The sequence below is a fragment of the Chryseolinea lacunae genome (assembly GCF_016735595.1).
Lineage (GTDB): Bacteria > Bacteroidota > Bacteroidia > Cytophagales > Cyclobacteriaceae > Chryseolinea > Chryseolinea lacunae.
This window is the reverse complement of sequence record NZ_JAERRB010000001.1, coordinates 564679-579126: the sequence shown is the minus strand read 5'-3', so window position 1 is coordinate 579126 and position 14448 is coordinate 564679. Positions and strand designations below refer to the sequence as shown.

Annotated in this window: 10 protein-coding genes; 9 read left to right on the top strand and 1 reads right to left on the bottom strand. The window is 52.8% G+C overall.

Annotation, left to right across the window (positions count from 1 at the left end):
- Positions 1 to 19: 19 nt before the first annotated feature.
- Positions 20 to 715 (bottom strand): hydrolase, encoded by a 696-nt coding sequence (locus tag JI741_RS02145; RefSeq protein ID WP_236675838.1) that lies wholly within the window; start codon positions 713 to 715, stop codon positions 20 to 22.
- A 226-nt stretch (positions 716 to 941) separates the two neighbouring features.
- On the opposite strand from JI741_RS02145, the gene JI741_RS02140 reads away from it, so the two are divergent.
- The 9 genes from JI741_RS02140 (at position 942) to JI741_RS02100 (ending at position 14347) form a co-directional block, all read left to right on the top strand.
- A complete protein-coding gene (locus JI741_RS02140; RefSeq protein ID WP_236675837.1) occupies positions 942 to 1904 on the top strand; it encodes an alpha/beta fold hydrolase in 963 nt (320 codons plus the stop codon).
- A gap of 308 nt (positions 1905 to 2212) precedes the next feature.
- On the top strand, positions 2213 to 2815 hold the full coding sequence (locus tag JI741_RS02135) for an RNA polymerase sigma-70 factor (RefSeq protein WP_202006954.1): 603 nt from the start codon (positions 2213 to 2215) through the stop codon (positions 2813 to 2815).
- 116 nt (positions 2816 to 2931) lie between these two features.
- Positions 2932 to 3897 carry a FecR family protein gene (locus JI741_RS02130; protein WP_202006953.1) on the top strand — a complete coding sequence of 322 codons (966 nt, stop codon included), beginning with the start codon at positions 2932 to 2934 and terminating at the stop codon, positions 3895 to 3897.
- A 186-nt stretch (positions 3898 to 4083) separates the two neighbouring features.
- Positions 4084 to 7479, top strand: a complete 3396-nt coding sequence (locus tag JI741_RS02125) for a SusC/RagA family TonB-linked outer membrane protein (protein WP_236675836.1) — start codon at positions 4084 to 4086, stop codon at positions 7477 to 7479.
- Between the two features lie 20 nt (positions 7480 to 7499).
- Positions 7500 to 9062 (top strand): RagB/SusD family nutrient uptake outer membrane protein, encoded by a 1563-nt coding sequence (locus tag JI741_RS02120; protein WP_202006952.1) that lies wholly within the window; start codon positions 7500 to 7502, stop codon positions 9060 to 9062.
- Positions 9063 to 9139: 77 nt separating this feature from the next.
- A complete protein-coding gene (locus JI741_RS02115; RefSeq protein ID WP_202006951.1) occupies positions 9140 to 10873 on the top strand; it encodes an exo-alpha-sialidase in 1734 nt (577 codons plus the stop codon).
- 30 nt (positions 10874 to 10903) lie between these two features.
- The gene (locus JI741_RS02110; protein ID WP_202006950.1) at positions 10904 to 12640 is read left to right on the top strand and encodes a family 43 glycosylhydrolase; all 1737 of its coding nucleotides are present in this window, start codon (positions 10904 to 10906) and stop codon (positions 12638 to 12640) included.
- A gap of 21 nt (positions 12641 to 12661) precedes the next feature.
- Positions 12662 to 13717: a glycoside hydrolase family 43 protein gene (locus tag JI741_RS02105; protein ID WP_202006949.1), complete on the top strand. Its 1056-nt coding sequence runs from the start codon at positions 12662 to 12664 to the stop codon at positions 13715 to 13717.
- Between the two features lie 171 nt (positions 13718 to 13888).
- On the top strand, positions 13889 to 14347 hold the full coding sequence (locus JI741_RS02100) for a GNAT family N-acetyltransferase (protein ID WP_202006948.1): 459 nt from the start codon (positions 13889 to 13891) through the stop codon (positions 14345 to 14347).
- Positions 14348 to 14448 lie beyond the last annotated feature (101 nt).

Below are 14448 nucleotides of genomic sequence, written 5' to 3'. Positions count from 1 at the left end.
GGTTCACCATGGAAATGTGTTAGTGTTTCAGCATCTCGTGTGCATATTGAATGCCGATGCCATAGCCGCCGCCGTAGCGTTTCATAAGATCGGTCACGCCTTTATAGGTGGCACCTCTTGCCCAGTCGCGTTGCAGTTCCAGAATGTATTGTACTGAAGTGAGCGGACGGATGCCCGCCTGGATCATGCGTTGCACGGCACGTTCGTGTGCTTCTTCGCTCACGTCGCCACACGCATCGGTGATGACAAACACTTCATAACCTTCGGCCTGTGCCGACAACGCCGGGCCAACAATGCACACACTGGTCCAGAGTCCGGCCAGCACAATTCTCTTCTTGCCCTTTCCAACAATGGCCTTGTAAGCATTTGGATCTTCCCAGGCATTCATGGTGGTGCGATCGATGTAGCCAGAGGTTGCTTGTGGATAGAACTCGTTGACCTCGGGAAACACCGGGCCGCTAAACGATTTTTCGGCAACCGTGGTCACCACTGTGGGAACGTTAAATAATTTGGAGCCGCCCGCTACAATGGCCGTGTTGTTTCTCAATTCAAAAATCGGAAGACTGGCCACGGCAAACGCCATCTGGCTTTCATGGTCGATGAGCACCAGCGTGTGGTTGGTTGGCGTGAGCAATTCGGGCGAGGGCTTTTGCGCGTAAGCGAAAGAAGACAAGGCCATGCTGGCCAGCGTCAACATACGGGAAAATGTTTTCATACAAAGTTGGTTTTGGTTTTACAAATGAATAAGTAAAACTAAGGGCAACACGGAGCACGCACGATTGACAAAGCACTGAATGACTTGTATAAATGAGAGGTGCCGCGATGATTGTGAATTTTCGAAAGTGAAAGAATGACAAATCATACAAGTTTATCGGCCATTTATCCATGTCGCGCCGGAGCACAGCGAATTAGTTTTGTTGACACAATCAATTATTTAAGGTATGACTGGAAAAAAAATGTTTGCCATGGCGTGGAGCGTGACGTGTTGCGTGAGTGCGCTGCTGATGAGCTGCCAACGCGACAAAGCCGATTCAAAAACATCGGACCACAAGAATGACTCGGTTTCACTATATGTGTCGGCCGTCAATTCAAAAACCGAATACGTGGAGAAAGACGGACGTAAGATTGCGTACCGGAAGACGGGGCAGGGGCCCGCGATGATTCTGTGCAACCGCTTTCGCGGAATCATGGACGACTGGGACCCTCTGTTTATTGATAGCCTGTCGCAATATCACACAGTCTATCTGTTCGACTATAGCGGCGTGGGCTTGTCCACATTGCCGAACGCGAACGACTCACTCATGGAAATAAAAGATGTTGCTGATCTGTCGGAGTCGCTTCAACTGAATCGTTTCATCCTGGTGGGTTGGTCGCATGGCGGAAAAGTGGCGCAGACCTTTGCGACTCATCATCCCGCCAAGGTGTCGCATTTGATTTTGATAGGCACGGTGCCGCTGGGCAAGAACGCATTTCCCTCGGAGAAGATATTTTTTGACTACGCGCTAAAGGAAGTGAACGACCTGAACGACGAGGTGGTGTTGTTCTTTGAACCTGCCGACAGTGGGAGTGTGGCCGCGGCGAAAGCATCGCGTGGGCGCATAGACCAACGCACCGACAAAGACATTTACGTGAAGCCCGACGTATTTAAAAAGTACTTCGCGACCAACGCGGCGTTTGTTGCAGACGAGCAAGGACGAACCAAACTGGCGACACTGCCCATCCCAATCTTGAGTCTTTCCGGCGACCACGACATTGTGTTCCCCATCGAGAACTGGTATGCGTTGACCCGAGTTTATCCCAACCTTCAAATCATCATGTTGCCACGTGCCGGCCACGGACCGCAGCAACAGTATCCGCTGCTTTCGGCCCGCTATGTGGGTGACTTCATCAAGAACACAAACTGAAAGGTGATTCATGCCCCCGTCTTCCAGTGGCCAGCCAAAGTTGAAGAAGTAGCACTTTTTGATCCTCGAAAAAATAAAAAGCCCCGTTCGAACGGGGCTTTTTATTTTGTTTGAAGCGATTGTTTTGTGCTTTCCGCCATTCTAATCCTGCAATCGTTTCCCGGTATATTATTCTGTTTGAGTGGCTCATTTTGAAATGAGATCGGTTCCGGTATCGTTATTTTCAAAATAAAATTCCGTAATTCAACATTGATTTGAATAAATCAATTACTTCGGCCCATGCTTGAACGGACCCTAAACCACGGTGCATGCATAAAACCTCTACACCCCTGAACGACCAACACGCGGATGCTGAACTGTTGAAAAGAGTGGCGCAAGGCGACCAGAAGGCCTTCGCCGTGATCTTCGAAAAGCATTGGAAAACGCTTTATCAGTCGGTGTATCGCGCGGTCGAAAACAAGGAAGTAGCGCAGGACATTGTGCAGGATTGTTTTATATCGCTGTGGGAAAAAAGCGCCACCACCACTATCGACAACGTGGGGGGATACTTATATCAGGCGGTGAAGTATCGTTACTTCATGCACCTGCGATCGGGTTACATTTCGCGCAAGCATCTCGATCACCTCAACACCGTGGCCATGGTCAACTCCACCGAGGAAGCGATGGCAGCGCAAGAACTTCAAACGGTGCTCGACGCAACGCTGGCATCCCTTCCCGAAAAGTGCCGCGAGATTTTTTACCTGAGCCGCTTCGAATCCTTGCCGAATAAAAAGATCGCCGAGCAACTTCACATCTCTCCCAAAACGGTCGAGAACCAGATCACCAAAGCCCTGCGCATCCTGCGCGTGTCGGTAGACAAACTTGCCTCGCTGGCGCTGGTCATGCTTTCGGGCTTCGAGCAGCCTTTCTGAATTTCAACCCAATCCATTTCCGTCATTTCCCGGATTCAGGTCCCGTCCCAACCCTGCGAAAAAAATAGTTTCGCCTGACGTAGGGGATATTGCAATCGAGTGCAACTAGGGGATTGATGATGAACTTAGACGAGGACCAGTTCAGGAGATTATTGGACGCTTACCTTGAGGGTAGGGCCACTCCGGCCGAAAAGAAATTGTTGGATGATTTCTTTGAATCGTATCCTGCTGCGAGGATGCATGCGATGGACGACGATGAACACGTGAAGCTTGCCCTGTGGAAAAAGCTCGCGGCGCGTACCGCCCCCGCTCCCCAAAAGCAGCCCGTTGTGCTTTGGTATTCCATTGCCGCGTCGGTGGCCTTGCTGGTGGTGGCGGCCTACTTTGTGGTGTACAAGAAAAACAACGACGATGCCGACGTGCCTGCCGTGCACCAGCAAATGGCCGAGACCGTGCGGGGCCAGAAGCTCAAGATTGAACTGGTCGATGGCACGCAGGTTATCCTCAACGCCAACAGCAAACTCACCTTCCCCGAACAATTCCCTGGAAACACCCGCGAAGTTTACCTCGAAGGTGAAGCCTATTTTGACGTGGCCCACAATCAGGCCCAACCCTTCATCGTGCACTCGCCGGCCTCCAACACTACCGTGCTAGGCACATCCTTCAACGTGAAAGCCGCCGGCGACGAAACCGAAATCACTCTGGTGGAAGGCAAAGTGGATGTGGCCCATGCCGACAATAACAACGCACCCCACACCATTCTTGCACCCCATCAGCAAGCGGTGATCCGCGAAGGCTCCGCGATTGTGACACGCCGCGTGGACGTGTCGGAGTTTGTGGATTGGAAAGACAACATCCTGCACTTCAAAAACACAACCCTGAAACAAACCGCCGCCCGCCTTGAGCAGTGGTATAACGTGGACATTGTTTTCGAGAACGCCGACCTGGAAAAGTGTGTGGTGAACGCGACTTACGAGAAAGAGTCGTTGAAAAACATTCTCGTCAGTCTTGGCTACATGTTCAAGATGCAGTATGAACAACACGGACGCACCGTGAAATTTTCGGGCGAAGGATGCCCCTGAGATGTTAAACCTAACTTTTGTTGATATGAAAAATCAAAGAGACTTCGACGCCCTTCCGCCTTAGGGAGTGGCTTTCTCAATGCGAACCGATTGAGAGAAAAAAATAGTCCGGGATATCATTTTGGCCGATGCTTCCCCGGACTATAGCCTGAGACTTATTGTGTAAACTCAAACCATAACAAACCTATGAAATTTTTACGTAAGCTGTTTATGCTTATTTCGAAGTACACTTTGCGCCTATTCTTCATACAAGCCATTTGTATGAACCTTGGCTTCGCAGCCGACACCAGCAGCCAGAGCCTCGAAAAGGTGAAGGTTTCGCTGGCGCTGGAGAATGCCACACTGAAGACGGTGTTCGAAACGCTGGAGTCGAAAACCGACTTTGTCTTTGCCTATTCGGGACAGCTCGAGGCAAACACAAACGCGTTCAACCTGCACTATGAAAAAGCAACATTGCGACAAGTTCTGGAAGACCTGGCCACCAAGGCTTCGGTGGAATTCAAGCGCGTCAACAAAACCATTTCGGTCACTGCCCTGAACCGTCGCAAGATGTCGGGCACGGCCCTCGTGTTGCGCGTGACGGGCACGGTGAAAGACGAAAGCGCCATGGCCTTGCCGGGTGTGAATGTGCTGGAGAAAGGAACCCTGAACGGCACCACTACCGATGGCAACGGCGACTTCTCGCTGGAGGTGGCTTCCGAAAATAGCGTGCTGGTGTTCTCCTTCATTGGCTACAAAAGTCAGGAGATCACCGTGGGCAACCAGACGGCTATTCCCGTGAGCCTTGTGCAGGATGTGACCACCATGGAAGAAGTGGTGGTGATTGGCTATGGCGAACAGGAGAAGAAAGACCTGACCGGCGCCGTGTCGGTGATCGACAGCAAGAGCATGTCGAAGATGCAGTCGGCCACCGTGGCCGAAGCCATTCAGGGGTTGGCCGCCGGCGTGAGTGTGCGCAACAGCGGCCGGGCCGGAAGCGAGTCGACCATTGAGATTCGTGGCCTTGGAAACTTTTCGAACAACCAACCGCTCTATGTCATCGACGGCGTGCCCACCATTGCCACCCGCGACTTCAACTCCAGCGACATAGAGTCCATCCAGATTCTGAAAGATGCATCGGCTGCGGCCATCTATGGATCGCGTGCGGCAAACGGTGTGATCATCATCACGACCAAAAAAGGAAAAGCGGGTCCGCTCAAAGTAGACTTCGCCGGCCGCTTTGGTGTGCAGCAATTGCCGAAGTATGATTTTATGGATGCGGCCGACTTCAAGAAATACAATGAGATGGCCTACCGCGAAGCCATCGATGTAGAAAAATTCCCCTGGGTTATCAGCCAAGGCTATCAGCAATATCCACAAGGTGTTGACACCGACTGGCAGAAAGAAACCTTCCGCACCGCGCAAACGCAGGACTACAACCTCACGTTTAGCGGTGGCAATGAATTTGGAACCTACCTCGTGTCCGGAAACTATTTCGGCAACACGGGCACAAGCTTTGGTTCGTCGTTCGATCGCTACAGTTTCCGCGTGAACACCGATGGCAAACGCGGACGTTTCAAAATCGGCGAGAACCTTTCCATCGCGCATGGCGAATCGGAAGATCTGATCACCAATCCGTATTGGGATATGTTGCGCATGCTTCCCACCATTCCCGTCTATGATCCCACACACCCCGGGGGTTTTGGCTATGGCGATGAAGCCAGGGCGCGCACGTTTGGTGTGAACCCCATTGCCCGCGAGTCGTTGGAAGAAACCACCAATGCCAACATCCGCTTCCGGGGCAATGCTTACCTTGAGTTTGACATCATCAAACACAGTGTGTTGAAGTATCGCCTCAACGTTGGGTTGGAGTCGAGCAACGAACACTACAAGTATGTGCGCAAGGTGGGTAACTTCACCCTGAACCAGCCCTATGATCCATCGCAGGTCAATGAGAACCGCGGTCAATACATGTCGTCGCTGGTAGAGAACACGCTTCACTTTGATAAAGAATTTGGCAAGCACAAAGTGAACGCGGTGGCCGGCACAACCTTTCAGCGCCAGCAATACGAACAGATCTGGGGAACCAAGCGCAACCTCATTGAAGTGGGTGGAAAATATTACGATGTGCTCGATGCCGGCACGACCGATCCCGAGTCGGGCGGCTTCATCAACAAGGATGTGCTCATTTCGTACCTCGGTCGTGTAAACTATTCATACGACGACAAATACTACCTCACGGGAACGGTGCGTCGCGATGGATCGTCGCGGTTTGCAAAAAATAACCGCTGGGGAAATTTTCCTTCGGTGAGCGCGGCATGGCGTATCAGCAAAGAAAATTTCTTTCAGGTGCCCTGGATCAACGATTTGAAAATCCGCGCCAACTATGGAACACTGGGTAACTCCAGCATCGGTCGCTGGATTGGTTATGGTGGAAGCTTCTACGGCTCCAGCATCTACAACCTTGGCAACTGGGATTATCAGTCGCTGCTCAACTCCACCATCATTGCCACGTTGGGCAGAGATCAGCATCTCGTGAACGGCGCTTCACAAGTGAAGCTGGCCAACGCCGACCTGCGCTGGGAAACTAAAGAGCAAATGAACATCGGAACGGATGTGAAGTTTCTCGATTCGCGTTTGAACCTCACGTTGGAATACTTCGTGTCTACCACGCGCGATGTGCTCACCGAAATGCCCATTTTGTTGTCGACCGGAAACGACGGTGGCAACCCGTGGGTGAACGCGGCAAGCATTCGAAACAAAGGTGTGGAGATTAGCACCACCTGGAAAGACGAGTATCACGGCCTGCGCTATTCCATCACGGCCAACGTGTCGACGCTGCGCAACGAAGTGCTTGACCTGGGCTATGGCAAGAACGACGTCATCACCGGCATCACGCGCACACAGATCGGACAACCCATCGGCATGTTCTACCTGCGCAAGACCGACGGCATTTTCCGAAGCGAAGAAGAAGTGCTGGCCCACACCAACTCAAAAGGTGTGGTGATACAACCCAATGCAAAACCCGGCGACATCCGCTATGTTGATTTTGATGACGACGGACAGATCAACGACGGCGACCGCCAGATCACCGGCAACCCGTGGCCCACGTTTGACTTGGGGTTGGTAGTGAATCTGGAATATAGAAACTTCGACTTGTCTACCATCTGGTATGGCGCGTTTGGACAAACCGTCTACAACGGGTCGCGTTCTACCGTGGAGCGTTTCGACGACAACTCCAACTACTTCGCCTTCAAGAAAGGAAGCGAGCCTTACCAGGAAAATCCCAACAGCGGCTTCCCCCGCATCCTGTATGGCGACGACCGGAACGCGCGTGGCGACACCGATCGCTGGCTGGAAAGCGGTTCGTATTTCAGAATGCGCAACATCACGCTGGGCTATAACATACCAAAAGACTTTGCTCAACGCATTCACCTCAACAACGCCCGCGTCTACGTGACCGGCCAAAACCTGGTGACGTTCTCCGGCTATAGTGGTCTCGATCCGGACTTCACCGCGCCCGACATCTGGCGTCGCGGACACGATGAAGTGCGCTATCCCAACGCGCGTACCTACCTGGTTGGATTACAGTTTAACTTCTGATGCTAACGTACCTATACGCTATGAAAAATTTTAGAATCCATATACTCACCCTACTGTTTGTGTCGATGGCGTTCAGTTGCAGCGAAGACCTGCTGGACGTTGACAATCCCAACACCCCGACCGTTGACCAGGCCTGGAAAACAGAGAAGGATGCCGAGATGGGCATCAACGCCGCCTACAACATGTTCTACAAACCTTCGACATGGACACGCTGGATTTATTTCCGCTATGACCTCACGTCAGACGAAGGCCACAGCACCAGCCCCTGGGGCGAACTTGCCGACTGGACACGCTTCCGCTACAGCAACTACAATTTCTGGGACGGCAACAACTGGCACTGGAGAGATTTCTACAAAGCCATCTTCCGCACCAACCAGGTGCTGGCTTATGTGCCCACCATTACATTCAAAGACGAAGCCACCCGCGACAAGATTCTGGCGCAGGCAAAATTTATCCGTGCCTTGTTCTATTTTCAGGTAGCCGTGCTGTGGGAAACCGGTCCCATTGTTCTTGATCCTTCCGAACCCGCAGACGAACCGGAGCAACGTGGTGAAGCCGAGATCTGGGCACAAGTGGAAGAAGACCTGCTCTGGGCTGCCGACAAACTTCCGCCAACCTGGGATGACGCCAACGTGGGACGCGCCACCAAAGGCGCAGCCAAAGCACTGCTGGCGCGTGCCTATGCACAACAGAAAAAATGGGCGCTGGCCAAAGCACAACTCGACTGGTTGGTGACTGGCGAAGGCAAAGGCTACTATGGCCTGGTAGACAACTATCGCGACAACTTCACCCACCTGAACGAAAACAACAAAGAGTCGGTGTTTGAAATTCAGTTCAGCGACAAGAACAAAGGCGGCGATGGCGATAACCTGAGCGCGTCCATGGGCTTTCAGCGCACACAGTTTTTTGCACCCGGCGGCATTGGCTGGCAAGACGGCAAAGCACGCGCGTGGCTCATCGACGAATACAAAAAAGAAAAAACCAAAGACGGCAAGAACGATCCGCGTTTGCTGAACAACATTTTCTATAAAGATGCCTATAAAGATTTTCCCGATGCCGTGGCAAACGACACCCTGGTGTATAACCGCCGGTGGGATGTGGGTGCCTGGGGAAATGAAACGTTCATCAAAAAGTATTCGACCTACTACTATCGCGACCGCGAAGACTATCATGCACCAAACAACTTCCGCTTCATCCGTTATGCCGACGTGTTGTTGCTGTATGCCGAATGTTTGAACGAAACCGATCAGACCGCCTATGCCTATCAGTATGTGAACCTCGTGCGCGAACGCCCCGGCACCAATCTGAAAAAATTGGAAGATGCCTATCCGGCCATTGGAAACGACAAGACGTTGTTTAGGAAACGCCTGCAAATGGAACGCTCGCTGGAGCTTTGCTTCGAAGCCGTTCGCTGGATGGATTTGAAACGTTGGGATTTGGTGACCACCCAGGCGGGCATCGAAGAATTGAAAACACGCGATGTTGACTTCAACAACTTTGTGCTGGGAAAACACCACCGGTTGCCCATTCCACAAATTGAAGTGGACAACAACACCAAGCTTGATCAGAACACCCCTTATTGATCGTTTACAGGAACAGGAGCCCTGGCGAATTGCCGGGGCTTCCTTTTTTTGTTTGATTCTTAACGCCTGAAAACATCATGGTCGACGCTCTCCATTTTTTATTTACGCTGTGCTTGTTGACAAGTTGCTTGTGCGAGGGCCAGTCGTTGAGTTCGGCTGCTCGCGCTGAAAAGGAACCTGCTGTAGAAGGCATTCGCATGGCATGGGATTTTTCGACGCGCCGACAAGTGTCGCCGGTGGCGGCGCGCAATTCGGGTTATGCCCGACTGGTGGTGCTGCCCGACAAAACATGGTTTTGTGTTTTTGAAAGCGATGGTGTGGTGCTGGGCGCAAAGAGTTTGGATGATGGCAACACGTGGACTGCGGCAAGCCTGATTTCGCCAAAAGAGCGTGGCATGGCCAGCGCCGTTCCCGATGTGCTGGTTTTGGATGATGGTAGTGTGCTGGTTTCCTACAACATGCGGCCGCCGGGAAACAACACCGACACCACGCGGCATTTTTCCATTCGCACAAAGCGTAGTGTCGATGGCGGCACAACGTGGTCGGAAACGGTGGAGCTCTATCGGGCCGGTCATGAATTTAAGAACGGTTGCTGGGAGCCTGCGCAAATTCAGCTGCCGTCGGGCGAAGTGCAACTCTTCATCGCCAACGAAGGTCCCTACACGAAAAGCAACGAGCAGGAGATAACCATGTTCCGCTCGCGCGATCGCGGCGCGTCGTGGTCGAAAGGAGAGCAGGTGAGTTTCAGCAAAGGGTATCGCGATGGCATGCCCGCACCGTTGTTGTTGAACGGCAGCCAAGAAGTGCTGGTGGCTATTGAAGACAACGGCATTCAGCCGCCGGCGTTCAAGCCCTCCATTTTGCGAATGCAAAACACAAAAGATCTTTCCCTGAAAAGCATTGACGCCACGAACCCAAACCGAGCGCAGGCATTTGAGGGAAAGAACAAACTGCCCTCGGTAAAATACGGCGGCGCGCCCTACATCCGCCAATTGCCTTCCGGCGAAATCATCCTTTCCTACCAAAGCAACGAACGGCGAAAGGACGATGTTTGGGATCGCAGCGACATGGTGGTGGCCATCGGATCGAACGACGGAAGAAACTTTACACGAAAGAGCATTCCATTCTACATCGCCGATCCCACAAAAACCAGCCTGTGGAATTCCATTTCGGTTGTTAACGACAGCACCGTGGTGGCCCTCGGCTCTACCAACGCCTATGCCGACAACACCGCCGTGTGGATGATTAAAGGACACATAGTGCATGAATTGAGTGCACGACCTAAAAATGCTCCGCTAACAGAAAAACAAAAACAACACGTCTTCATCGGCGGCTATGGCAAAACGCAGATGACGATGAATGTGCAATGGGACGACAACGCACTTCATGGTCAGATTCAGGTGAAAGATGAACACGTGTTTTCCGGAACCGGAGACCCGGTTCATGATGGCATTCGTGTGTTGCTGGACCCGCAAAACATTTCGACAACAGCTCCTGCACCGGGCATTTTCGCGTTGACACTTTTTGCCGACGGAAAAATGCTTTTCGAGCAAGGCAAGGATGGACACTGGACGCCGCAGCACACCACGGGCATTCAAACCAGCATCACGAAAACGGCTGATGGTTATCAGGCCAACGTCTCCATTCCCTGGAACCTCGTGCAAGGACGACCACCTTTGAACTCACGCATTGGATTTCACGCCGTGCTGCTCGAAACAACCACGGGAAAGACACTGGACTATACCGAACCGATGGCGGGAAACATCACCGACGCGCCCTATTCGTGGTCGACCCTTCGGCTTGTGAAGTGATTCTTAGACTAAAACTTTTTGACAACGACCATGCTTATCAGGATACTAACAACATCATTCTTTTTATTCTTCACCATAACAAGCTTCGCGCAGCATTTCTCCAATCCCATCAGCGACCTGGCCGATCCACACATCACGTTTCACGAAGGCGCCTACTATCTCACGGGCACCACCGGGGTGAACATCACGGTGCGAAAAGCCAGCACGCTGCAAGGCTTGAAGACCGCCGCGGGCCATGTGGTGTATGCTCCCGCGCAAGGCGGTCCCTGCTGCAACTACTGGGCACCCGAACTCCACCGCGTGGATGGCCATTGGTATATCTACTACACCGCGGGCACCAGCGCCGATCTGGCCACACAACGCACCTATGTGATTGAAAACACCGCGGCCGATCCGCTCAGCGGAACGTGGACCAGCAAAGGAAGAATATTTCACCCGACAGAAGATTTCTGGGCCATCGACGGCACGGTGATGCACACGGAAAGCGACGACTATTTTTTGTGGTCGGGCAACAGCAGCGCATCGTCGAACGTGCAACGGGTCTACATTTCGAAGATGAGCAATGGGTGGACACTCACCGGACCGCGGACGCTGCTCACCAGTCCGGAGTTTGACTGGGAACGACATGGCGATGTGAACGAAGGTCCCATCACCGTGGCACACGGCGGCAAGATTTTTATGATCTACTCCGCCAGCGGCTGCTGGACACCCTTCTATGCACTGGGCATGCTCACCATGAACGCCACCGACGATCCACTCGACGCCACGTCGTGGGTAAAATCCAACAAGCCGGTGTTTGTGAGCAACGCCGCCGCAAAAGCGTATGGCCCGGGACACAACGGAATTTTTGCGTCGCCCGACGGCACCGAAACCTGGAATGTCTATCATGCCACCACGGTGTCGGCAGGCGCCTGCGACTACAGCCGCACCACGCGCGCGCAAAGAATGCTCTGGAAGGCCGACGGCACGCCCGACTTTGGTTTGCCGGTGAATGCCGGCGACACCCTTGCGGCACCGTCTGGCGAAGCCGCGTTGCCTGTATCTGCGGTGTTGCCCAACGGCATCTATCGTCTTGTGAATCGTGCCAGCGGCAAGGTGCTCGACCTCGCGGGATGTTCGCCCGACCTCGGTGCCGACGTGCACCAATGGACATGGGAGGGAAGCACGTGTCAGCAATGGAACCTTCAGGCCACAGGCGATGGCTACTATTCCGTCACGTCGCGCGGCGGCGGTCTTGCATTGGACGTTGTCAATTGCTCGCTCGATAATTTTGCAAATGTGCAGGCTTGGGCACCAAATGGCGCGGCGTGTCAGCAGTGGAAAATTGAAAGCACGGCCACGGGCGCCTACACGCTCACGGCACGCCATAGCGGCAAGCTACTCACGGTGGCATTGAACAGCACGGCCGCCGGTGCCAACGTGATGCAGCAGACATCGCAGAACGCCACAGGCCAACAATGGCACATCTATCCGGCAGACATGGTCATCACCGATGTTGAACACGCCGAAACGGCCATGTCTTTTTCCGTCTATCCCAATCCTGCAACAGGCACGTTGCATATTCAAAACGATGCTGCAATTTCGGGCACGGTTCGCTTCACCATAGCCGACATGCTGGGGCACACGGTTTTGGTGCACGACAAGAAAGGGGTGGGATCGAACGAAACGACGGGCCTCAACATTTCAACATTGCCTCACGGCCTGTATACGCTGAAGATATCAACGGCAAAGCGTCAACAAATTATGAAAGTGGTTTTTGAAAAATAGCGAATAAACAGAATGTCTTTTATGTACAGCAATCATCATCACATCTTTCGAAAAATTGTTCTTCTTCTGGTGTTCGCGTCGTCGGTGTTGCCACTGGCCGCGCAGCAAACCAACACGTTCACCAATCCGTTGCTTCCGTCGGGGCCCGATCCGTGGAGCATTTATAAGGATGGCTATTACTACTACACGCACACGCTTGGCGATCGCCTGGCCATCTGGAAAACAAAGAACCTGTCTGATCTGAAAAACGCACAGCAGAAAGTGATCTTCACGCCACCGCCAAACACACTTTATTCAAAAGACCTGTGGGCGCCCGAGGTGCATTTTCTGCAAGGCAAGTGGTATGTATATTTTGCGGCCGACGGTGGCAAGAATGAAAATCACCGTCTCTATGTGCTGGAAAATGCTTCGACCGATCCGTTCCAGGGCGAGTGGGTTTTGAAAGGTAAAATTGCCGACGCGCTCGACAAGTGGGCCATCGATGGCTCGGTGTTCGAGCACAAGAAACAACTCTACATGGTGTGGTCGGGCTGGGAGGGCGACGTGAATGGGCGCCAGGATATTTACATCGCGAAGCTGAAAAACCCCTGGACCATTGATGGCCCCCGCACAAAGATTTCGCAACCCGAACTGGAGTGGGAACGCCACGGCGATTTGCACGACGCCGTGAACCCACCCCATGTTGACGTGAACGAAGGACCCCAGGCGTTGATTCATGGCGACAAGGTTTTTGTGATCTATTCCGCCAGCGCATGCTGGACCGACTACTATGCACTGGGCATGCTCACGGCATCGGCCAATGCCAACCTGTTGAATGCCGCGTCGTGGAAAAAATCGCAGGTCCCCGTGTTTCAGCAAGCTCCCCAAAACAGCGTGTTTGCCCCGGGCCACAATTCGTTTTTTAAATCGCCCGATGGCAAAGAAGACTGGATCCTGTATCACGCCAACAGCACGTCGGAGCTGGGCTGTGGACCCCAACGTTCCCCCCGCGCGCAGCGATTCACCTGGAAGGCCGACGGCACACCCGACTTTGGAATTCCCGTGAAGGAGGGAGTGGAGTTGACGGCGCCGCGATAGGTCTACAACGATTTTGATTTGAAGTAAAGAAACCCTGGTCGCACAGACCGGGGTTTTGTTTTATGCCTCATGCTCGGCAAAGTGCGGCTGTCTGCTTTGTGCGGGAATTTCACGACGATGATGAAAAATGTTCATCCATGACTTTGGGAAACAGGTTTAGCTTTGTTGTTGATGAAACATAAAATAAGAAACGTTGAACCTCGCGACCTGGATTTGCTGATGGCGTTGTGCGAAGAACATGCAACGTATGAGAAGTTTGAGAAAACAATTCGATGCGACAAAGCACGTCTTGCACAAGCACTATTCGGCGACGTTCCCAAACTGCATGGCTGGCTGGTTGAAGTTGACGGCAACGTGGCCGGCTACTGCACGTTCACCTTTGACTACTCCACCTGGGACGCCGGCGAATATCTTCACATGGACTGCTTGTTTTTGCAACCGTCGGCCCGTGGATACGGCATCGGGCGGGCCATCATGAAACAACTGGAAAAGGAAGCGCAACAAAGGGACTGCATCAACATGCAATGGCAAACGCCCTCCTTCAACGAGCGAGCCATCCGGTTCTATGAGCGACTTGGTGCCTCGAAGGCAGAGAAGAACAGGTTCACCTATCCCATTTGCCAGCGTTGAGCTTCAAGTGTATTCGCAATACAGTAAAAGAATCAAAGCCGTGAACTATTCACACGAAGCGTGGCTTGTGAAACGTTGACTTCGTGCAACGCCAGGGGTAG